This is a genomic window from Parabacteroides distasonis ATCC 8503 (genome assembly GCF_000012845.1).
Lineage (GTDB): Bacteria > Bacteroidota > Bacteroidia > Bacteroidales > Tannerellaceae > Parabacteroides > Parabacteroides distasonis.
In genome coordinates this window covers 3,581,223-3,604,521 of the sequence record NC_009615.1, presented here as the reverse complement: position 1 = coordinate 3,604,521, position 23,299 = coordinate 3,581,223, and the positions used below count along the sequence as shown (strand labels likewise).

General features: G+C 41.1%; 20 protein-coding genes. 8 read left to right on the top strand and 12 right to left on the bottom strand.

Translation table 11 applies throughout. The annotated features are described in order from the left end of the window. Position 1: 1 nt before the first annotated feature. The 6 genes from BDI_RS15030 to BDI_RS15005 form a co-directional block, all read right to left on the bottom strand. Positions 2 to 2,332 (bottom strand): T9SS type A sorting domain-containing protein, encoded by a 2,331-nt coding sequence (locus BDI_RS15030; RefSeq protein ID WP_011967103.1) that lies wholly within the window; start codon positions 2,330 to 2,332, stop codon positions 2 to 4. Between the two features lies 1 nt (position 2,333). Continuing rightward, entirely contained in the window at positions 2,334 to 2,915 is a 582-nt protein-coding gene (locus BDI_RS15025; protein ID WP_008773198.1) for a non-canonical purine NTP diphosphatase, read from the bottom strand. A gap of 87 nt (positions 2,916 to 3,002) precedes the next feature. Next, positions 3,003 to 3,881 (bottom strand): YitT family protein, encoded by an 879-nt coding sequence (locus BDI_RS15020; RefSeq protein WP_011967102.1) that lies wholly within the window; start codon positions 3,879 to 3,881, stop codon positions 3,003 to 3,005. Beyond that, a complete protein-coding gene (gene leuS, locus BDI_RS15015; protein ID WP_011967101.1) occupies positions 3,878 to 6,718 on the bottom strand; it encodes a leucine--tRNA ligase in 2,841 nt (946 codons plus the stop codon). Before leuS ends, BDI_RS15020 begins: the two co-directional genes overlap by 4 nt. A gap of 89 nt (positions 6,719 to 6,807) precedes the next feature. Then, the gene (locus BDI_RS15010) at positions 6,808 to 7,365 is read right to left on the bottom strand and encodes an ORF6N domain-containing protein (RefSeq protein WP_008773200.1); all 558 of its coding nucleotides are present in this window, start codon (positions 7,363 to 7,365) and stop codon (positions 6,808 to 6,810) included. 24 nt (positions 7,366 to 7,389) lie between these two features. Continuing rightward, positions 7,390 to 7,953, bottom strand: a complete 564-nt coding sequence (locus tag BDI_RS15005; RefSeq protein ID WP_011967100.1) for an ORF6N domain-containing protein — start codon at positions 7,951 to 7,953, stop codon at positions 7,390 to 7,392. A 406-nt stretch (positions 7,954 to 8,359) separates the two neighbouring features. Between BDI_RS15005 and BDI_RS15000 the strand changes: the two genes are divergently transcribed. The 8 genes from BDI_RS15000 (at position 8,360) to mutS (ending at position 18,633) form a co-directional block, all read left to right on the top strand. Beyond that, a complete protein-coding gene (locus tag BDI_RS15000) occupies positions 8,360 to 10,069 on the top strand; it encodes a tetratricopeptide repeat protein (protein ID WP_005860394.1) in 1,710 nt (569 codons plus the stop codon). Between the two features lie 182 nt (positions 10,070 to 10,251). Beyond that, positions 10,252 to 10,614: a DUF3244 domain-containing protein gene (locus BDI_RS14995; RefSeq protein ID WP_005860396.1), complete on the top strand. Its 363-nt coding sequence runs from the start codon at positions 10,252 to 10,254 to the stop codon at positions 10,612 to 10,614. A 20-nt stretch (positions 10,615 to 10,634) separates the two neighbouring features. Continuing rightward, a complete protein-coding gene (locus BDI_RS14990; protein ID WP_005863763.1) occupies positions 10,635 to 11,708 on the top strand; it encodes a DUF4848 domain-containing protein in 1,074 nt (357 codons plus the stop codon). Positions 11,709 to 11,714: 6 nt separating this feature from the next. Continuing rightward, complete coding sequence (locus tag BDI_RS14985; protein WP_005860400.1) at positions 11,715 to 12,341, top strand: hypothetical protein; 627 nt, start codon at positions 11,715 to 11,717, stop codon at positions 12,339 to 12,341. A 336-nt stretch (positions 12,342 to 12,677) separates the two neighbouring features. Next, positions 12,678 to 13,949, top strand: a complete 1,272-nt coding sequence (locus tag BDI_RS14980; protein WP_009275478.1) for a DNA cytosine methyltransferase — start codon at positions 12,678 to 12,680, stop codon at positions 13,947 to 13,949. Position 13,950: 1 nt separating this feature from the next. After that, positions 13,951 to 15,102: a hypothetical protein gene (locus tag BDI_RS14975; RefSeq protein WP_009016532.1), complete on the top strand. Its 1,152-nt coding sequence runs from the start codon at positions 13,951 to 13,953 to the stop codon at positions 15,100 to 15,102. A 203-nt stretch (positions 15,103 to 15,305) separates the two neighbouring features. Continuing rightward, positions 15,306 to 15,962, top strand: a complete 657-nt coding sequence (gene fsa, locus BDI_RS14970) for a fructose-6-phosphate aldolase (protein ID WP_005860406.1) — start codon at positions 15,306 to 15,308, stop codon at positions 15,960 to 15,962. 85 nt (positions 15,963 to 16,047) lie between these two features. Next, entirely contained in the window at positions 16,048 to 18,633 is a 2,586-nt protein-coding gene (gene mutS / locus BDI_RS14965; protein WP_370510635.1) for a DNA mismatch repair protein MutS, read from the top strand. Between the two features lie 35 nt (positions 18,634 to 18,668). On the opposite strand, the gene BDI_RS14960 is transcribed toward mutS, so the two are convergent. From BDI_RS14960 to BDI_RS14935, 6 genes are all read right to left on the bottom strand, one after another. Then, positions 18,669 to 19,835, bottom strand: coding sequence for a 6-bladed beta-propeller (locus BDI_RS14960; RefSeq protein WP_009016530.1), 1,167 nt, complete (start codon positions 19,833 to 19,835; stop codon positions 18,669 to 18,671). Positions 19,836 to 19,910: 75 nt separating this feature from the next. Continuing rightward, positions 19,911 to 20,387 (bottom strand): DUF4252 domain-containing protein, encoded by a 477-nt coding sequence (locus BDI_RS14955; protein WP_008778921.1) that lies wholly within the window; start codon positions 20,385 to 20,387, stop codon positions 19,911 to 19,913. Continuing rightward, a complete protein-coding gene (locus tag BDI_RS14950) occupies positions 20,380 to 20,772 on the bottom strand; it encodes a hypothetical protein (RefSeq protein ID WP_005860413.1) in 393 nt (130 codons plus the stop codon). The genes BDI_RS14955 and BDI_RS14950 overlap by 8 nt, the downstream gene beginning before the upstream one ends. Then, positions 20,765 to 21,277, bottom strand: coding sequence for an RNA polymerase sigma factor (locus BDI_RS14945; protein ID WP_005860415.1), 513 nt, complete (start codon positions 21,275 to 21,277; stop codon positions 20,765 to 20,767). Before BDI_RS14945 ends, BDI_RS14950 begins: the two co-directional genes overlap by 8 nt. 11 nt (positions 21,278 to 21,288) lie before the next feature. After that, positions 21,289 to 21,744 carry a DUF4252 domain-containing protein gene (locus BDI_RS14940; protein ID WP_041525688.1) on the bottom strand — a complete coding sequence of 152 codons (456 nt, stop codon included), beginning with the start codon at positions 21,742 to 21,744 and terminating at the stop codon, positions 21,289 to 21,291. A gap of 211 nt (positions 21,745 to 21,955) precedes the next feature. Continuing rightward, positions 21,956 to 22,903, bottom strand: a complete 948-nt coding sequence (locus BDI_RS14935; protein WP_011967097.1) for a fimbrillin family protein — start codon at positions 22,901 to 22,903, stop codon at positions 21,956 to 21,958. Positions 22,904 to 23,299: the final 396 nt, after the last annotated feature.

Here is a 23,299-nt window from a genome sequence, read left to right as displayed (position 1 = left end):
TCTATTTGACTACAATGATTTTTGTTACGACGCTCTCTGAGGCTTCCTCCGTGGAAGCTAGTACAAGATATACGCCTGTCGCTACACGTGATCCGTTTGCGTTCCGGCAATTCCAGATAGCTTGCCCCCCCAAGGATTTAGTTTGATAAATAATATTTCCGTTTAAATCCGTGATTTTTACATTCGAATTATCCATTAATCCTACAATCGTTACTTTATCCATATGTTCGGGACGTACCGGATTAGGATATGCGTAGATCTCCGAGTAATCAGATTTACCTTCCGAAGCTTCTCCTTGATAGGAATTTAGTCCTTTATCGGTACCGATAAAAACTTCACCGGTCTTATCGTTTATCTCTATATCGTATATGTTATCGGAAAGGAGCGGGCTATTGGTCGTATTAAATTGATAAACGATTGTCTCATTATCATTATCTAGAACATAGACGCCATTTCCTTTGGTTCCAATCCATTTTCGATTACCTGCGTCTACTTTTAGGGTCGTGACGACAACGTTATCTAAGAAATAAGCGAGATTGCCAGTTTCCTCATTGGTATATTTTACCCTTGTACAACGTGTAGCGGCTTTATCCTCAGCGGAAGAGATCCTAGGTTTAGTGAAGTATACGGCTCCCCGATTCGTACCAACCCAGATATATCCATCCTTATCCTCGGCTACGCATGTATAATTACTAGGAGTCAATTCTTTTCCGTCGGTATCAATAAGTGTAGTAAACTCATACGAGGAAACTTCGTCTAAAGACTCGCTATTCGGTATCATTACAAGTTTAGGGGTGTTACGAGGCACATAAATCCATTTGTCGTTAGTGGAGGTTATAAGTATATCGTTTATTGTATAAACTCCTCTAAGTTGCTCGATATCCAAACGATGCCATGCTCCTGCTTTGTCAAGAACAAGTACCGCATGGTTAACCTCTGAGCTTGTCATCCACAAATTTCCATTTTTATCAAAGGCCAGTCCATCTATATAACAATAACCGGACCCATAGCCTCCTGCGGTTTCTTTAAAGGCATTCTTTTCATTGTATGACTGGACGGGAGTTCCATTCTTATATTGGATAACGCCATCACCCATGGAAGAGGCGTATACGATCTCATCATTAGAATCATCGGTCGTTACGGCTATACTTGTATAGTCTCGTGGATTTCTTGGTAAATTGAGTTTCTTTTGGGCTTCTTTAGGATCGATAAAAGACCATTTATCATAATCGTATGTAAGAATATAACCTCCTTTGTCGAAGCGCTTACCATTTAGGAGGTCTTTACCTCCTATGATCATATATACTTTATCATTTTTACAAACAATATCGAATGCGCTATTGCTGTAAGGTCCGTCTAAAATGATAGGTTCATTAAGAGCCTCAAAACTATTTGATCCTTTCCGTTGGATAGAACGTAGCCCTTTGCTTCCTTCCGCTATCCAATATTTGTCTGTTTGATAGGTACTGATATCATTGATACTTAAGTTTATTTGGTCAAACTTTTGCGTATCGGATACGATGAAAACCCTTGAGTTATCTATACATGCTAATTTTTCGCCTATTACTTTCATGTATTTTAGGGTTGAGCTATTTATTATTCGGGAAAGCTCTCCATTGTTTTCATAGAAGATACCTTGCTGACTGACCAAGTAGAACAAAGTATTCTTGAATGAAGCGATAGCTGAGATCGTATGACTATCGGAAAGGTTTGATAATCCATAGGGCTTCCAGTTTGCCTTATCCAGTAGGTTCTCTTTTAATGAGGCGTATATAATCCCCGAAGATACTTCTGCCTTATTGGTTGTAGAGGCATATATATTGCCATTCTGTATGGCACACGATGTTATATTTAAGGAAAGCTTGTAGGTATCTTTTATTTCCTTTTTGGCCATATTGACCACGACGATACCAAATGCTGTCGATAAATAGGCATATTCATCATGTACCAATACTGAATTGATTTGTTTGTCTCTTATGGACGTACTGGTCGACAGATAAGGTAGATTTGTCGTCACTCCTCCCTCAAGTATATCTATATTTGAATTATCATAGATAATAAGGAGTGATTTTGTTTGTTTATTATAGCGGATCAAAGAAATCGTATTATCATTTAATCCGTTTCCTTTATAATATTGCTTAATACTATTATCATCTTTTCCATACGTATAAAGAGATCCTTCCGCTACCACAAATACTTGGTCGTTCGATTCCTCTACGCTGTTTGTGTTATTGTAAGAAAGATACGTTTTCCATCCGGTTGTATTAAAATTAGCGGCTAATACAGTGAATGAAAAAAATGAAAATAGAATGATAGTAAGTATATGTCTCATATTAACAATTGTAATCAGATAAAAATGATGTTAACTTCATGACGGCTTTCGCACGATGGCTGATCTGGTTTTTTGTATCGTTACCCATCTCGGCGAAAGTTTGTGTATAGGTATCAGGCATGAATATAGGATCGTATCCAAATCCGCTATCTCCGCGTTTTTCGGTAGTGATAGAGCCATTCACGATACCGTCGAAGGTATATTCTTTTCCGTCAAGGACTAGAGCTATGACCGTGCGGAAACGTGCTTTTCTGTTTTCTTTATGATTCATTTCGGACAACAGCTTGTTCATATTAGCTTCCGAGTCGTGCTCTGTTCCTGCGTAACGAGCCGAATAGACTCCCGGAGCATTATTCAATACCTCGACTTCTAATCCCGTGTCGTCAGCGAAACAATCATATCCGAATTTCTCCTTGATATAGCGGGCTTTTAGCAAAGCATTTCCCTCTAAGGTATCTGCCGTCTCGGGGATATCGTCATGGCAATCGATATCGGATAAACTTATGATTTCCGCGTATCCGGCGGTTATCTTGCGGACCTCGTCCAGTTTGTGTTGATTATTTGTCGCGAATACAAGTTTCATATTTCGTAATCTATTAAATAAGAAAGCATTTCTATACGGTAGATATATAACGTATGGAAATGCTTTAAATTGTTTGTATATTCTTTTTTAAGTCTTTATCTGATCGAACCCCTCACCATATACCCCTCGGACGATACTTTGGGAGATGAACGCTTGGTGGTCTATCCGCTTCACGATCCGGAAGATGGAGACGGATTCGGATTTCTTGGCGAGTAGTACGACTACTTTGACGGGTTTGCGGGAATAACCGCCCTCACCGTCTAGTATCGTGCAGCCACGGCCTAACTCATGGATGATACGATCTGCTATCTCGTCGTACTTCTGGGAGAAGATGAGGAATTGTACGGATTGGCGGTTACCGTTCAATACCATGTCGAGAACGTAATTGCTTATGACCATCTCCACGAAACCGAAAACGATCTTGTCCACGTTATGGAACAGGAAGAAAGAGGAACTGATGATGAAGAAATCGCAAAACAGAAGGATACGTCCGATCGATATATTCTTATATTTATTGATTACCGCACCGATAATATCCGTACCTCCGGTACTACCGTTCGCCGAGAATACCAATCCTAGTCCGGCACCACACATGAACGCTCCGATTATGATAGCCATAAACGGCTGGTCGTGCAGTATAGGTTGTCCTTTCAGCAGCCACTCGAAGAGAGAGAGAGAAGCCGAGAGTGAGAAAACTCCGAAAATAGTTTTTATCAAGAATTTTAGACCAAGGATCTTTAAGGCTACCACCAACAAGGCTACGTTGATGACAAAATAAGATACGGATACCGGGATCAATCCATTGGAGGCAAAGAAGATCAACGCACAGATACCACTTACCCCACCTGTCACGATCTCGTTGGAAAGGATAAAGGCGTTGAATCCGAATCCGTATAATAAAGTTCCGAACAGGATCATTAGATAATCCTGTACGGAAAAATAGATTTTTGTGAGTTTTAAGTTCATCCCACTACGATATTAACGATTTTGCCGGGAACGACAATTACCTTCTTAACGGTCTTGCCTTCCATCCACTTCGCTGAGTTCTCATGATTCAAAGCCGCTTTCTCGGCGTCCTCCTTAGAAATATCCGCCGGTAGCTCTAGGTTGTAGCGAGCTTTACCATTGAATGAGATCGCGTAAACAACGGATTTCTCCTTGAGATATTCTTCGTTGTGTTTCGGCCACCGGGCATCGCAGATGGTCGTATCATGTCCTAATTGATGCCATAGCTCTTCCGCTATATGAGGAGCGAACGGAGCCAATAAAGTGATCAGCGGCTCCAAGATGGCGCGCTTGCTGCATTTTAAGCTCGTTAACTCGTTCACGCAAATCATGAAGGCGCTAATGGACGTGTTGTATGAGAAATGCTCGATGTCGAACGTTACTTTCTTGATCAGCTTATGCAAGGATTTCAATTCGTCGGCCGTAGGCTCGGCATCGGTAACTTGAAGGGTATCCGTATTGCCGAAGAACAAACCCCAAAGCTTCTTTAAGAAACGGTGTACGCCATCGATACCGTTCGTATCCCAAGGCTTGGATTGCTCCAACGGGCCTAGGAACATCTCGTACAAACGTAGGGTATCGGCACCATATTTCTCAACGATCATATCCGGGTTCACTACGTTGAACATGGATTTGGACATCTTCTCGACCGCCCATCCGCAGATATATTTACCATCTTCCAATACGAACTCCGCGTCGTTGTATTCCGGACGCCAGTTCTTGAAAGCCTCTATATCCAACAGATCGTTAGATACGATATTTACGTCTACATGGATAGGGGTGACCTCGTATTGGTCTTTCAAGTTCAAGGAAACGAATTTATTGGTTCCGTTGATGCGGTACACGAAGTTCGAGCGTCCTTGGATCATACCTTGGTTGATCAATTTCTTGAACGGCTCTTCCTCGCAAACGATACCCAAGTCGAATAAGAACTTATTCCAGAAACGGCTGTAGATCAAGTGGCCGGTAGCGTGTTCCGTACCACCGATATATAAATCCACGTTTCTCCAATATTCATCCACGTCTTTAGCGACCAAGGCTTTATCATTATGCGGGTCCATATAGCGCAAATAATAAGCGGAAGAACCGGCGAAGCCCGGCATCGTACAAAGCTCCAGCGGGAAGATCGTCTGGTTATCGATCTTTGATACCTCGGTGACTTTTTGGTTTACCGTGTCCCAAGCCCATTTAACGGCGTGTCCTAATGGAGGCTCGCCCGTCTCGGTAGGCAAGAATTTATCTACTTCCGGCAGTAACAGGGGCAGACATTCTTCCGGCAACATCTGAGGCATGCTATCGGCGTCGTAATATACCGGGAACGGTTCGCCCCAATAACGCTGGCGGCTGAAAATAGCGTCGCGCAAGCGGTAGTTTATCTTCACACGTCCCAAATCGTGATCTTTTACGTATTTCTTGGTAGCGGCTATCGCTTCCTTGATCGTCAGTCCGTTCAAGGAAAGATCGCAATAAGGAGTAACGCCGGTTCTCGGAGAATTGCATACGATACCTTCCTTGGCATCGAAACTTTCCTTGCTTACGTCGCAACCTTCCACCAACGGACGGATTTCCAGTCCGAAATGCTTCGCGAAAGCGTAGTCGCGACTATCGTGCGCCGGAACCGCCATGATCGCTCCCGTACCGTAGCCGGCCAATACATAGTCGCTGATCCAGATGGGAACCGCCTCGCCCGTAAACGGGTTAATAGCGTAGGAACCACTGAATACACCGGTTACCTGGCGGTCGGCGATGCGCTCGCGCTCGGTACGTTTCTTGGTGCGATCTAGGTAAGCGTCTACTTCCGCTTTTTGGTCTGCCGTAGTTAATTGTTGAACCAATTCGCTTTCCGGAGCTAATACCATGAAGGTAACACCAAACATCGTATCGGCACGGGTCGTAAAGATCGTGAATTCCTTGTCGCTGTCTTTTACCTTGAAGCGAACCTCGGCACCTTCGCTGCGTCCGATCCAGTTCTTTTGGGTCTCTTTCAAGGAATCCGTCCAGTCGATCGTATCCAATCCGTCCAACAGGCGTTGCGCGTAAGCGGATACACGTAAGCACCATTGGCGCATGATCTTTTGTTCCACCGGATAGCCTCCACGCTCGGAAACACCGTTCACGACCTCATCATTCGCTAATACGGTACCCAAGGCGGCACACCAGTTTACCATGGTCTCGCCACGATAAGCGATCCGGTAGTTGAGTAATATCTCTTGTTTTTCTTTATCGCTCTTGGCTTTCCATTCCTCGGCGGTGAAACTAAGTTCCTCTCCGCAAGCTACGTTCAGACCTTCCGTACCACTGGTCTCGAAAGCCTGTATCAACTCGCTGATCGGGCGGGCTTGCTTCTCGTCGTTGCAGTAGTAGCTGTTGAACATCCGGATGAAGGCCCATTGCGTCCATTTGTAATATTCGGGATCGCAGGTACGGATCTCACGGCTCCAATCGTAGCAGAAACCGATCTTTTCCAATTGCTCCCGATAACGGGCTATATTATTTTTTGTCGTGATCTCCGGATGTTGGCCGGTCTGGATGGCGTATTGCTCGGCGGGCAATCCGTAAGCGTCGTAACCCATCGGGTGCAATACGTTAAAACCTTGCAAACGTTTGAAACGCGAATAAATATCAGAAGCTATATAACCGAGCGGGTGGCCAACGTGCAATCCCGCACCGGAAGGATAGGGGAACATGTCCAATACATAGTATTTAGGCTTATTCGTGTCTTTTTCGACTTTATAAACCTTTTCGGCAATCCAGTAGTCGTGCCACTTCTTCTCAATCTCTCTGAAATTGTACTCCATGATCGTTTATCGTTTTTGTATCGTTTTCTATTTAAGGCCACAAAGTTAGTGAATTTATTTATTTTATATGAGTTATTTACATGAACTGTTTATTTCACGTAACCAATCCGGGGGCGAGATTGATTCTCGGTTCTTTTCGCTTGTAACTCAGCGAGTGACAGATTGATTAGCTCAAGTTGCGTACGGGTATCTTCGTTGATGTCGTTGTAATCGGCAAATGCTTCTTCGATATACGCTTTGAGTTCCTTTACTTCTTGTTGGAGTTCAAGCAAAGGGGAGGAAGAACTTATTATTTGTCGTATGCCGACGAAAGCACGCATGATAGAGATATTGACTTTAATGGCTGTATCGGATCTGAGTACAGAAGAAAGCATTGCTATACCTTGCTCCGTGAAAGCGAATGGAGCATATTGGTTACCTCCTTTCTTTGAGATGCCAATTTGGCATACCATATTGTTTTTCAAGTTGTTAAATTCTTGAATTGTTAATGTGAACATAAAATCATCAGGAAAGCGTTCTATGTTTCGTCTGACCGCACGTTTCAGTTGGGCGGTTTCTGTTCCATACATTTCCGCCAGATCAAAATCCAGCATGACTTTTTGCCCTCTGATCTCATAAATCTTGTTTTGTATCGCTTGTAATTCCATAGTATAAGAACTTATTAGTTTACTTTATTTGATATAACCAATTTTAGGTCTTTTAGCATTGTTCTTTTTCTTTGTAGCCAGTTCGGAAAGAGCTATGTAAATATTATCCAAAGACTTTTGGGTGTCTTCACTGAGATCATTGATAGCGCAAAGGGTTTCCTCATTAGCCATTTCAAGAGATTTGATACGTTCTTGTAGTTCTTTAATTTCGATGGAACTAGTGATAGTTTGTAAGGTATAATTCCGGATAGCGACAAAGGCTCTCATAATGTTTCTGTTGATTTCGATCGCAATGTCTGAGTTCAGCACACTACTTAGCATTGCGACTCCTAGTTCCGTGAAAGCGAATGGCATATATTTAAAGTTATTACCTCTACCTTTATTCAAGGTCACAAATTGTGATCTTGAAAGTTCCTCCTTGGTCAATTCAAACATAAAATCATTTCCCTCGAATCGTTTAGGATTACGCCTGACTGCCTGTTTAAGTACCCTTGTCTCTATTCCATACATTTCCGCCAGATCAAAATCCAGCATGACTTTTTGCCCTCTGATCTCGTGAATCTTGTTTTGTATCGTTTGTAATTCCATAGTAAAGATTTTAGTTTAATATTATGTTCGCAAAGGTTTGTAAAATAATTGAGATAAGCAATAAGCTAGTTGGATATTAATGATTGGTTGCATTTGTAAGTTGTACAATGAGTTATTGCTGATCCGGCTTATTGTCTATTTTTTATGTGTTCTTATTTTCCTTATAAGATTTCCGGGAAAAACACGTACGTGATTTATGAAAAACACGTACGACTTTTCGGAAAAACATGTACGTGTTTTCCGGAAAACATGATGATGTTTTTATATCACTGATATTCATGTATATATAACTTGATACCTTTGCATGGACTTATTGTGTGTTTTTTCTTCTTGTATTTGTTATTTTGTTGTTCTATCGTTTGTTTATGAATTAAAAATATTTAATTTTGCTTATCTATAATAAAGGATGAAGTCATTTATATATATACTATTAACTTCCTTGACTTTCCTTGTGGTAGGATGCCAAAATGAATCTGAGGAAATCCGTTTGATCAATCAGGCGGAACGCCTGTTTGATGCCTATCCGGATAGCGTAATCACTACATTGGATTCCATTCCGCTCCCGGAAGAGATGAGTCCCCGTCTGATAGCCCGTTGGTGTATGTTGTACGCACGTGCCGCCGATAAAATAGAGGACGAAATGCCTTATACGAACCAGCTTGAGATCGCCTTGAAATACTATCAAAAGAAAAAGATGCGGGAAGAGGAGGCTGAGATCGGCCTTTATCTGGGGCGTTCGTATGTGGAGGATAAGGAGTACGAGAAGGCAATGAGGGCTTACTCCGATGCGCTGGAGGTAGCGTTGGCGATTAAGAACTATAATCGTGCCGGGTATATTTGTAGTTATATGGGGGATTTGTATGAACTGGATGATCGTTATGTGTTAGCTGCAAAAAAATATAAGGAGAGCGGACGGTATTTTCGATTGGCCGGTAATATGAAAAGCTATGTGCGTTCGTTTGTGAATGAGGGAAGGAGTTATATGGATGTTGATTCTAATTATTTAGCTTTAACTATATTGAAGCGAGCAGAAGTGATAATAGATTCCTTGAGAGTAGATGAGGTTAGAAATTATGTATACAATGGTCTAGGTAATATATTTAATGTTTTGGAAAAATATGATTTAGCTGAAAAATATTTATTGAAGAGCATAAAAGAGGATTCGAGTGATACTGCTTCGGATTATTTGACCTTATCAGATCTTGAGCAAAAGCGTGGAAATTTAGAACAAGCGGAAAATTATCTTCAAAAGGCTAATAGTGTATCCATAGATAATGATTTTGTACCGGCTACTATTGCTTATCATTATTATAAAATAAATAAAGAAAGAGATGATTATAAAAGAGCTTTGTCTTTTTATGAAGAATATGTAGCAGCAGAGGATTCCCTTATGAATATAAGTAAATCTGTCGATATATATGATACAGAACAAAAATATGAACATTTGAAATTGCATAATGAAAATATAAGATTACTATTAAAGGGGCAAAGGAATTATACTTTTATATTGATATTGTTATTTTTATGTGCTTTACTCATTATTGTCTATTTAGCTACGATAAGAAGAAAGAATCGTTCACTTTTAAAACAACAAGAAAAAATTAATACTTTGAATCAAAGCATATATCAATTATATGCAGAACTTCGGAGAAAGAGTGATGAACTAATCCAATTGCAAAATACTCAGTATTCTTCGGTGAAAATGCAAGTGGAATATGAAAATGTACAGAAAGAGGTAGATAGCTTGAGATCTCGATTATTCGAATTAAGAGAATCTAAAATTCTCAATAGTAATTTAGCTAAAAAAATAAAGAAAATATCTCAAACTGTGCAGCCTAATCATTCTGAAGCACCCGTTTCCGAAAAAATGTGGATTGATATTGAAGTTTTGATGATGGAAGTTTACCCTAGTGTTATAAAGGTACTGAAGGATGCAGGCTTGTCACCATCGGAGATGCATCTTTGTTTCCTTACATTATTTAAACTTGATTCAACAGCTATATCTATCCTTTTAAATATTATTCCTACTTCCGTCGATCGTACACGTTTGCGAGTACGAAAGAAATTAAATTGGGAAGGTAAACAAGGATTGTATGAATCTCTTGTTAATATTTAGTATGTAATAAACCTTCATTTAAGGGGCTCTACGATTGTTTGTCTATGTATTTGTTTTTATAGTATTTGATTGTCAAGTGTTTACGTTTTTTTCTTTGTCTATGTGGATTACATAATTTAACCCCTTTAGATCATATATAATCTCTAGATTTGCAACCGAAACATAACAAAAAAAGAGAGATTATGAAAAATGTAAAATGGCTACTAACAGTGTTGTTTATTTTTTCAATTTGTATTCCATCTTTTGCAGGTCATGTGCCTTTACATGGTCATCTTAAGAAAAAACAGCGATCTGTAAATTTGGATGTACCTATAAAAGCAGACATAGATGAAACTTCAAAAGTTTTGTCTTTGGAGTTTTTAGAATATATAGGAGAGGTACGAGTATCTGTTGTGGATGCGAATGGAAATATCGTTTATGAGGAGATAGTGGATACACAAGATGTTTCTTCTAGTATTATCTCATTAGATGAATGTACTTCTGGATCTTATGGACTTTATATATCAGATTCAGAAAACTACGCAGAAGGTTTTTTTAATTTATAAATAATTCAAATTTTAGAAGTATGGACAAAAAGACAGTGCTTTTAGCATCTGCATGTACTTTATTGATGATATCATGTAGTAATGATGCGGAATTGATTAATGTTGCTGAAACGACAGGATTACAAACAAAGGCTTTTGTTGGTGAAGCAGATTTCCAAATTGTAGATTATGCGGGAGATAAATGTATTCAGTTCAAGAATGATTCCGTCTTTAATGCGATGCTTTGGGAGATGAATGATATGTCAGAAGAAGAGAGAAATAATATTTTCTCGGGGGCAGGTTTCGTAAGTCAATGGCAACTTATGCAAGAAGCAGATCAAGAACAGGAGCTTATTGTAGACAATTATGAGAAAGATCTTAGCCAACCTTGGCCTGCTCATCAAATCAAAGAATTCAAACAAAAATATGATGATGTTTTCATGTTTGAACCTTATGATTCTACAGATTTTATTGCGCATTATAAATTAAAAGGTTCTACATATAGTTCTTTTGTGAATAGAAGGGGGGTGTTTTTGATAGGAGATAGTGTAGCACATGCTCCTGTATATAAGGCTTTAGAGGAATATTTCGGATCAGGGATATCATTGTATGGTAATAATGAAGCTACAAATGAAAAGAATGATATAAACCTAGCTGAAAGTAAATATCAAATACCAGGTGGTGATTATGTAAAGGTTCGAGCTATTCCAAGATTTATAGAGTTACAAACTATTGAAAATAAAAATTATTTGTCATTGGGCTTTGATTATCTTAGTCAAAAAAAGAAAGTTTTATGGAAAAAACACCGTACAATGATTATACTACGTCTTACAGCTTCAGGGTCAGGAAGTGGTTTTGAAGTATATAATGTTTCAATTAAAAATTATCAGAATAAAAATGGGGTAACAATTCTTTTACATACAGATGTATATAATAAACTTTTAGCTAAGGATCAAGGAGGTATGTTAGGGCATGTTGGTGAAAATCCAAGAAACTCAGTTACAATCGTAACTCCTCCTCGATTTGAGTTTTCTGGACGAATGGAAATTTGGTCAGATGAAATGCCTGAAAGTAATAAAGGGACTGCAAAAATAAGTTTAAAAGAAGACTGGTGATAATTTATGAAAAAAATTTTATTTTTACTGTTATTGGTTTCTACTTCTACTTTCGCCCAAATTGAGCATGGCTTATTAGTAGGTGCCGGTGTTGGATTTCCTTTACAAGATAGTTGGAAACGAACTACTTGGGGTGATGAATCAAATTGGTCTTATCGGCACGATTATAAGTTAAATAGTATGATCGGTTATCGCTTTCGATTCCTTCCGGAACAGAAATTCTTTTATGATTTGGATATTACGATGGGATTTCAGAAGATGGAAACGACGAAGTATTTTCCTTATTATGAAAGTATAGAGGATGGTATATATGTTTCTAAGAAAGCTGATGTTTTCGATGAGTTTGTGATGCCTATCTCCGTAGCCGCTAGTTGGAATTGGCGTTTTACCAAGAAATTCCATTTAGGTGTCGGTATCGCTCCTACGCTTTATGTACAGCCACAAGCCGTGTTTGACCTGTCCGTGATGGCGAAGGTGGGATATCGTTTAAGCAAGCATTGTGAGTTCGGCCTTTCTTATCAGTATGGCTGTTTCAATACCTTGAAGCATTTCAATAACGGACCGGCTAATGGCCGTCGTGGACATCTTTCGGATTTGATGCTCTCTGTATATGTTCCTTTTGTTTTGAAATGATAGAATAATAAAGTATAGAAACACATAATGTTTTATTTGGAACCAAAACAAAGATGAATAACTGCCTATAAGAAAAGAGTACGTGAAAAGAGCCATGTGTAGAGAGATAATTCTATGCATGGCTTTTGCTTGTATAATGTATATAGATTCTCAAGAATTATTGAGGCATTTTTTGTTTGCGATATTGTCTCTCTCGTGATTAAGAACTATCTTTGACAAACTATCCAATAGTGGATGCCGAATCAAAATCAATTGACTATGAAAACAAAAAAATTGAAATTCTTCGTAAATTTGTGGTTCTTTAAGCATATCTTATAGTAAGGATCGAATATGAAAATGAGTGAAAAGGAGGTTGATACATCAAATGAACTACGGGTCTTGTCCCTGTTCTCTGGATGTGGGGGCATGGATTTAGGATTCGAGGGGGATTTTATATGTCATCGTAAGTCTATATCTCCTCAAAGTACCTGGGTTCAAGAGGTTATCGATGAACACTGGGTTCGTTTACAGAAGAATCGTTTTCGAACGGTCTTTGCGAATGATATATTGAAAGAGGCACAAACCGCTTGGCTTCAATATATGGATCGATTCGGATATGATAAAAACGTTTATAATACAAAGAGTATCGTAGACTTGGTGAAAGAGCATCGAGCGGGGAAAAAAGTTTTCCCTAAAAATATAGATGTCGTCACGGGAGGTTTTCCTTGCCAGGATTTCAGTGTCTCTGGTAAACGTCTGGGATTTGAGTCGAATAAGGATCATACCGGGAAATTGCGTGAGGACGATGAGGCCTCGGAAGAGACGAGGGGTAAACTTTACTATTGGATGAAGCAGGTGATCGATATTACGAGACCCAAGATATTTATCGCGGAGAACGTGAAGGGACTGGTGAATCTGGGAGACGTGAAAAGTATTATTCAGAGAGACTTCGCCCATGCGGCTGGGGATGGATATATTGTTTTAGATCCTCAAGTTTTACATGCGGGCAATTATGGGGTTCCGGAGTCTAGAGAGCGTGTGATTTTTATCGGGATACGTAAGTCCGCGTTAAAGGTTAAGGCTTTAAGAGCGCTTCAAGAGGAGAAGATACCCAAAGCTTACGATCCTTATCCGAGTCCGACACATGCTTGCACCGTGGAAGATAAGAAACTATTGCCACCGGTGGTTTGTCGGGATGTATTTGTAGGATTGGAGGAACCGGATAGGACAGAAGATCCATCCCAGCGGTATTATTCACAGGCGAAATATATGGGAGCTCATTGTCAAGGTCAAAAGGAGATCGCGCTGGATAATATTGGCCCGACGATTCGTTCCGAGCATCATGGAAATATAGAATACCGTCGTTTATCCCGGGAGCATGGGGGCGTTATTACGGAAGAATTAGACGCCGGTTTACAAGAACGTCGCTTAACTCCTCGAGAATGTGCTTTGATACAGACGTTTCCGCCGGATTATACGTTTGTCTCCCATAAAAAGAACAGTACACGTTTTGAGTTAAGTGCCTCAGGCGCTTATAAGGTGATCGGTAACGCGGTTCCTCCAGTATTAGCGTATCATATAGCGAATCGCATACAGACTTTATGGCCGTTGTATTTTAAAAAGAGATAATATGGAAGAGGAGAATATTATTACTGTGCGTAATAGAAATCTTCAAAAAGCGGATGAGGCTTTTGCGGATTTTATGTTTATGCTGGAATCATACTTGAATGAAAAAGCAGCTGCTATTCCGGGTACGTATTGCGATTGTAAGAGTAAGGAACTGGAAAATGTAGTAGTGAACGTGATGAAAGAACTTTGCGGTAGAACTCCTTTCCGTGTGGAGGAGATACGCTTGGTTTCCGCCCAATATTTTCCAGATATTATCGCGGAGAAATATTATGGGGTTGAGGTAAAATCTACAAAAGAGAACCATTGGACATCTACGGGAAGTAGCATCGTGGAGTCTACACGTGATAAGAATGTAGAAAATATCTATATGCTCTTCGGCAAACTGGGAGGTAAGACGGCGGAGTTTAAGTGCCGTCCTTATGAGGATTGTCTCTCCGATATAGCTGTTACCCATTCTCCCCGTTATTTGATTAATATGGAATTAACGAAAGAGCAGACTATTTTTAGTAAGATGGGAGTTGCTTATGATCAATTAAGGAATGCTCCGGATTCTATAGAGATCGTTCGAAAATATTATAGGGAAAAAGCCATTAAAGCCAAAAAGAAAGCTATGCCTTGGTGGTTGGGCACTTCCGCTGAGGAAAGTTTGGAGGAGCATACGGATATGAATATAAGCCTGTGGGTGGATAATGGAGAATATGCGGATCCGGAAAGGAATAAGAGACTAAAAGCGGAGATATTTATTTTATTCCCGGAAGTAGTGAGTGGGAATTATGAGAATGCTGCCTTATGGTTATGTACGCGCCGGTCTGTTGTTAATTTTCATATGCGGGACACTTTTTCCGCAGGGGGCCAACAATTGAAACTGAATGATGAACTTCTGCCTTTTCCTTTACCGCATGTGGTTGGTGAGTTGTTAGAATCTGCGACTTTAATAAAGAACTATCTTCTTAATAGTGATGATTTAGACTTAGATATATCGGAATTCCGTCCAGAACTTATGTTGCCTAACCGATATGAGGTCTGGCTTAATGATATTTGGAAACGTATTCATCAACTAAAACCTTATAAAAGGAAAGAGACTATCGAAGAATTGGGCGGTATTTCATTGGCCGAATGGATCGATAGGAAATATACTTTGTCTGTAAAATAAAATATATCTTCTTCTCGATCGTCTCCCTAAGATCATAGATCGTATCAAGAAGCATACCTATCCCGGAAAAATACGCTGTTTTATATCTCCACAAACGGCTTAACGACTTGTATATGGAATTAGTAGGGGATTGAGACGGTTGATTTAGAACTAATAGCGAATCAGAAGGGTTATACAAATACGTAACATTAAAGTTTAAAGCTATGAAGTTTTTTATTGACACGGCGAATCTGGACCAGATCCGGGAAGCGAATGAATTGGGAGTATTGGATGGCGTGACGACTAATCCGTCCTTAATGGCGAAAGAGGGAATCCGGGGGGTGGAAAATCAACGGAAACACTATTTGGAAATTTGCGAGATCGTGGGCGGGGATGTAAGCGCCGAGGTAATCGCTACCGACTTAGAGGGCATGATAAAAGAAGGGGAGGAGTTGGCAGCTTTACATCCTAATATAGTCGTTAAAGTACCTTGTATCGAAGCGGGGATTAAAGCGATAAAATATTTCACCAGAAAAGGCATCCGTACGAATTGTACGCTGGTTTTCTCTGTCGGTCAGGCGTTATTGGCGGCTAAGGCCGGGGCTACGTATGTATCGCCCTTTGTCGGGCGTTTGGATGATATTGCCAGCGACGGGATAGAGCTGGTACGTAAGATCGTGGAAATGTATGATTATTATGATTATGATACCCAAGTTTTAGCGGCTTCTATCCGTAGCACCCAGCATATCATCCAATGCGTGGAGGCCGGGGCGGATGTGGCTACTTGTCCTTTGTCCGCCATTAAAGGCTTATTGAAACACCCGTTAACGGATAGTGGGCTAGCTACTTTTCTAGCGGATTATAAGAAAGTAAACGGATAGAAAAAAAATAGTACCTTTGTGCGGATTAATTCGTAAACGCATTTAAAAGATTACTATCGTGGCAAAAGTTGTGGAAACCCCTTTGATGAAGCAGTATTTCGATATAAAAGCGAAACATCCGGACGCTATCCTTTTATTCCGGGTTGGAGACTTTTACGAGATGTATGGCGAGGACGCCGTGATTGGCGCGGAAATACTGGGTATCGTACAGACCAAACGTGCGAATGGCGTAGGGCAGCATGTTGAGATGGCGGGATTTCCACATCATGCCTTGGATTCTTATCTGCCGAAGTTGGTGCGGGCCGGAAAGCGTGTGGCTATTTGCGACCAGCTGGAAGACCCTAAGTTGACGAAGAAACTGGTGAAGCGGGGTATTACGGAATTGGTGACTCCCGGTGTTTCCATCAATGATAATATACTGAATCATAAAGAGAATAATTTCTTGGCCTCTATCCATTTCGCCAAGGAGGTATGTGGTATTTCTTTCTTGGATATCTCTACCGGCGAGTTCATGACAGCGGAGGGTTCCATCGATTATATCGACAAATTACTCAATAATTTTTCCCCGAAGGAAGTGTTGATCGAACGGGGAAACAAGAAGCGTTTCGAGGAGGCTTTCGGTCCTCGTTTCTTTATCTTTGAGCTGGATGACTGGATCTTTACGACCTCGGCCGCCGAGGATCGCCTGTTGAAGCATTTCGAGACGAAGAACTTGAAGGGTTTTGGCGTACAACACTTGAAATTAGGTATTATCGCTTCCGGGGCGATTCTGTATTATCTGGACCAGACCCAGCATACGCATATTTCCCATATCACCGCTTTATCCCGTATCGAGGAGGATCGATACGTCCGCTTGGATAAGTTTACGGTACGCAGCTTGGAACTGGTGGGTACGATGAACGATGAGGGAACAAGCTTGTTGGACGTGATCGATAAGACGATCTCGCCGATGGGCTCTCGTATGCTTCGCCGGTGGATACTATTCCCGCTAAAGGATGTAAAACCGATCCAAGAACGCCAAGAGGTCGTGGATTATTTCTTCCGTGAACCGGAGACAAAGGAGTTGCTGGATACGCAGTTGGAGCAGATCGGCGATTTGGAACGTATTATCTCCAAGGTGGCTGTCGGCCGTGTATCTCCTCGTGAGGTGGTTCAGCTAAAGGTCGCGCTTCGTGCGATCGAGCCGATCAAGGAGGCATGTATGGCGAGCGGGGAACCCAGCTTATGCCGGATCGGGGAGCAATTAAACGCTTGCGCCTTGATCCGCGACCGGATTGAGAAAGAGATTAATAACGATCCCCCTTCGTTGGTCAATAAGGGAGGAATTATAGCGAAGGGTGTCAACGAGGAATTGGATGACTTGCGTGCCATCGCTTATTCCGGCAAGGATTATTTGTTGAAGGTACAGCAGCGCGAGATCGAATTGACGGGTATCCCAAGCTTGAAGATCGCTTTCAACAACGTCTTCGGCTATTATATAGAGGTACGTAATACCCATAAGGATAAAGTCCCGGCGAATTGGATCCGTAAACAGACCTTGGTGAACGCCGAGCGCTATATTACCGAGGAGTTGAAGGAATACGAGGAGAAGATATTAGGGGCGGAAGAAAAGATCCTTGCTCTGGAGACCCGCCTTTTCAATGAGCTGGTATTGGCCTTGACGGAGTATATTCCGCCTATCCAGATGAACGCGAACTTGATCGGGCGTATCGATTGCCTTTTATCTTTCGCCAAGGCCGCGGAGGCGAATAAGTATATCCGTCCGGTCGTGAGTGATTCCGACAAGATCGACATAAAGGGAGGTCGCCACCCGGTAATCGAGAAACAACTGCCCTTGGGAGAACCTTATATCGCCAATGATGTCTATCTGGATGACGAGAAACAACAGATCATCATTATCACGGGTCCGAATATGGCCGGTAAGTCTGCCTTATTGCGTCAGACAGCCTTGATTACGCTCATGGCGCAAATCGGTTGCTTTGTTCCGGCCGAGAGCGCCCATATCGGTATCGTGGATAAGATATTTACCCGTGTAGGCGCCTCGGATAATATCTCGGTGGGTGAGTCTACTTTTATGGTCGAGATGAATGAGGCTTCCGATATATTAAATAATATGACTTCCCGGAGCTTGGTGCTTTTCGACGAGTTAGGGCGGGGTACCAGTACCTACGATGGCATATCAATCGCTTGGGCGATCGTGGAATATATTCATGAGCACCCGAATGCGAAGGCGAAAACGCTGTTCGCTACCCATTACCACGAGCTGAACGAGATGGAGCGTGCCTTTAAGCGGATCAAGAACTATAACGTATCGGTCAAGGAAGTAGGGAATAAGGTGATATTTTTGCGTAAGTTGATACCGGGAGGAAGCGAGCATAGCTTTGGTATCCACGTGGCGAAAATGGCCGGTATGCCTAAAAGCATCGTGAAGCGTTCGAATGAGATCTTGAAGCAGTTGGAGTCCGAGAATCGTCAGGAGGGTATTACGGGTAAGCCTGTAAAAGCGATCGCCTCTGCCGCCGAGGGGTATCAGCTGAGTTTCTTCCAGTTGGATGATCCGGTGTTGAGCCAAGTACGGGATGAGATCAAGAACTTGGACGTGAATAATCTTACCCCCTTGGAAGCCTTGAACAAACTGATTGAGATTAAGCGGATTATTACGGGGAAATAATCCGCTTGATCGTATTACCGATGATTGGTAATCGTTTACTTTTTAGGTCTCACCAACACTACCACCCGGTTGTCATCCTCTTCCAATGTCGCGGCCACCTCTTTTAGTTTGCCTTTCAGCTTTCCCCTTTTATAGTCCTGGCAAAGTTCGGAAGCATTGATGGTAGAGCACAATTCGCCTTTTGAATTGATGGGAGGAAATGTCACCATATAGATTTCTTTCTTATAAGAATAATCATCGTTGTATGTGATATAGTTGAAAAATTTCTTTTCTTGCGTATCGTATGCGAAGTACTTTCTCGGGAAACCTTCTCCGGTGTTAAAATCATATATATTCGTTACGCTTTCCATGAAATAATAACGATCGGAAATCAATCTTAAGACGACGAAAACGCCCGGATCCATGGTGTGGATAGGGGGTGTTCGTGCGATAAGCGGGCGCAAACTGTAATCAGGCATTAAGGTGTATACCGTATCTGAAGAGGCCTCAAATAGAATCCAATTACCCTTAAAAGGAATTATACTGTTATACGGACCTGGTCCAGCTGCTCTTGTTTCTCCTTTATCATAAAGTCTTTCAACGATATGGAATAATTGCTTCTCTTTATATGGAACCGTGATTTCTTTCGTTATACTTCCATCTTGCTTCGACACAAGCAAGAACGGTACCTCAAAATTAAACTTATCATAGCAAATCAAGTTGTCCTTGTCATAATCAAGCATTTCCACGTAAAACGAACTTTTCTCGCTTCTTTGATTCAGACTTCGTTTGAAATTTCCTTCCAAATCATAGACCCTTATCTTTTTCGCATGAAAATCATTTACGAAAATCTCTTCGTTTTCTTCATCTAACGAAACCGATCTCATAGACACGTATTCTTCTCCACCTTGTCCCTTGCGATTTATTTTGCGAATAGCTTTTCCGTTCCGGCCATATACGAAAATATTGCCATCATCGTAAAAGTTTGTCACGATTATGTATTTCTCGCCAACCGCCTGCACGCATGCCCGATTGATAAACTCATCGTTTGTTTCCAGCGGAATATACTCCATATCCATGAAGTCTTGAAGGACCAACTCTTTTTTGGTTGAATAACTATCGTTTACATCCACGGTTATAAGACCATCGGTCGATGAATGGTCGCCTCCACATCCAGCCATTACAAACAGGATGATTATCCCTGTAAAAATGAATCTTTTCATACGCGTATGATTTTTGTTTAACTTATGGTGGTGAAGATACTATAAAAAGCCGATGGTTTTCACGAAATTATCCTATTATTTGTTGATCTCACTGGTAATTTCCTGCACATCTTGGAGCGTAAAACGCCCTAACAATTGCATGACGCTGAAGCTCCCGTCGTCCATGTCGGCTATCATGATCAACTCCTGTATCAGTTCTCCTTGTTGCTTGACGTAGAAATTGGCTTTGGTCTTTCCATCTTTTACTCGCATGAGTTCTTCATGATCCTTTCCGATCAAGGCTTTGAACTCACCTCGCATTCGTTCCCTTAAATCCGCTTTTTGGGTGGTGAGTATTTGCAGGGATTCTATTTTCCCTTTCAGGTTGGCAAGGTTGAGTCCGGCGGTTTCCATGACCGGCATCATCTGAAACATCTTTTTGGAGATATATACGGAAGTAACATCGTCCATATCCGCATATTTGTCGAAAAGCTTGTTCTGGGCAAAACAGATATTCACGCAGCAGAGAAGCAGTATTGTATATAGTTGTTTGAGTCTCATTGTATTAATCATTTAAATGTTTATTTACGATCTTGTTTATTTTTGTGATCTCTTGACTGGCTTCATTGACCTGCCCGAGACCTTTGTTTAAATTCCTAGACATGAACGCCAAGGCATTTTGGGCTACGACAGCTGCCTCTTCAGGATCGGTAAAGGTATCGGCCATAACGGGAGCCGGACGATTTGTCTCCGTGAAGATGAGGAATAGGGCGCCAAGAATAGCGGCGGCGATTCCGCTTATCCAATAGAAGGAACGTCTTCGTGAGACTCGGGGAGATATCTCTTCTTGGGCTAGGAAGTCGATTTGTCGTTCCAGCCTTTCGGAAAGTCCCTCCGGTAAGGCTAAATCCTCTTGGAGTGCCTTGTTTATTAGTTCATCTATCTTTTTATCATCCATGACAACTTGCTTTTTCTAGTTTCTCCCGGATCAATTTGCGTGCCCGGGAAAGTAATGTTCTTATATTAGAGGAGCTAAGCCCTGTAATCTGTTCAATGTCCTCATAGGAACAATCCTCAATACCACGCAGGCGGATTACCTGCCTCTGGTTCTCGGGGAGCTGTTCTATCAGTTCTTGTATACGCCGGATATCCTCTTTTTCTTCCAATTCCTTTTCCGGCGAGGAGTCGGTCGTTAATAGAACGGTCTCCAATGCCTCTTCGTTGTCTCTTCGGCTTGCTTTGGGCGAGCGCAGGAAATCCAGACAAAGATTTTTGACCAATGTTATGGAAAATGCTTCCGGATTCTGGATATCTCCCAGCTCATCCCTTTTATTCCATAATTTGCAATAGGCATCTTGAAGTATGTCTTCCGCATCCGCTTTATTGTCTAATAAGGCATAAGCGATCCGATAGAGTTTAGGATGAAAGGGTAGGAACCGTTGTTTAAAAACATCAACGTCCATCAGTATCGCCCTTAATGATTTCCAGTTTTGTGCTCATTGATTACCCGGTCTAGATCGGACGGGCTGATCTTTCCTTTGATACGGATTAACGCATTGTCGCTTCCTGTCGTGAATATGACCAGTTCACGGATCATATCCTCTTTTATTTTGACAAGAACTTTCGTGCGACTGTCCCTTTCATTTGCCGTGACCATCGTCTCGTAATCAGAATCTCTCAGGTTCCGTATGGCGGTAGACAGTCGGTCTTTCACCTCTTGGGCACAATTATCAAATTCAAGGATATCTATACCGTTTACTCCCATTGTCTCGGTGAACAGGCTGGCTAGCTTCATCGTTATGTTTCCGATATTTACGGAAGTAACATCGCTTTCACCCCGGAAAGCATTGAATAATTGATCCATCTTCTGCTGCCCGTATCCTACTTGGCTGATAAGGAGGATGGCCAGTAACACTAGTAATCTTTTCATTGTAATTGACTTTTTCGTTAATACTATGTTTTTGGATCGCCCTTCGTCCGTGCGCCTTAGAGTGGGGGCTTTCACAAAGAAGACGGGATAAGGGATTTGTTTGTTACAAAAATAGGCAAAAAAGATTAGAGTCCGGGCGTATTTATTCTCGATAGGCTTTACGGTAAGAATGAAAAGTTCCATAGATTAGTACTCTTATTTTATATACTGATTATTTTTTCTTCAGTTTAGGTGTCCATATATAGGCGACGGAATCGTGTAACCTGATATCTTTACCATCGAAATATAACTTATAGGAATATTTATATCCTTTATTCCAGCAGGTGCCTTCCGGAATGATGTATTTGTAAGTTCTTCCATTGATAGTAAAGATCGCCTCAACTTCTTTTTCCCGGATAGGAGAGTAGGTAGGGACTATACGGATATTTTGCTCCTCCGCTTTCGCGTGTCGTAAAGTTACGGATGGATCTATTGTAAGTAAAGTGGCTTTATATGCCCCGGGAGTTCCTTTGATATTTCCGGTTACGATATCCATTGTCCCGGTATATTGCAAGGTATTACCTCCCGCACGGTTACCGATCTGTATGGAGGTTAGCTTGAATAGCCCGTTGATGTCCGAATCTTGATATATTTCGAATGAGAGAAGTGATAATGCATAATTCATGGAGAGTTTCGCGAGCGGAGATTTACGGTTGACCTCTTTTTGGCCTTGCGAGAGCCTCCCATATTCATAAGAGGGGGTTTCCGCCGCGATTGGGGATATTTTGATCGGTATGGAGGTAGGATCTAACGGTATTTGTACTTTATAAGGTGAGTAAGCGTAGATCATGACTGGTCGATTAGATCTAAGGAATACCTGCGGTGTTTGTTTCCATTTTAAAGAACCTTTTGATGAGCCTACAGCCTTTGATTTTACGTTTTTATAAAGAGATGCGCCTTTATATAAACTGTCTTGATTACCATAGGTTATAAATAATCCTATTTCGGACCCTTCGGGCAGAATTTCGGTGAATACTGAAGAACCTGCCGTATAGGACCGGGTGGTCATTTCAAGAACTGACTTTCGTGCGGTTGATTTCTCTTTGGACATCCACTGCTGATTTTCATGACATCCGGTAAAGATGATTAACAAGATCGTAATTAATAATAATTTGTTCATTTTGTCTAATGTTTTAATGGAACCTTTCAAACAATAAACATTTGAGCCAATATAGTTTATTATTCTATTACTATTAATTATTATTCCTGTTATAAAATGATATTTTTATATATTATATAGTAACGATTGTTTTATCCTCTTAATACGCAAAGTAACCTGCTTTATTGTATACTATAATAATCAATATATCCAAGAGATATAAAGTTATTATTAAACGGGTCTCGTCCTTGTAATAGTCAAATAGAAGAGTGTTTTTGGCGATAAGTTGAGAGGGAATGATAACCCTTGAATGTAAAAGGGTATTTGGACGAGACCCGTTGTTTCTCTTATTGAGAGAATATATAGAGTCGGCTGAATGAAAAACACATCGTACGGGTAGTGACCCCGATGGTCTAA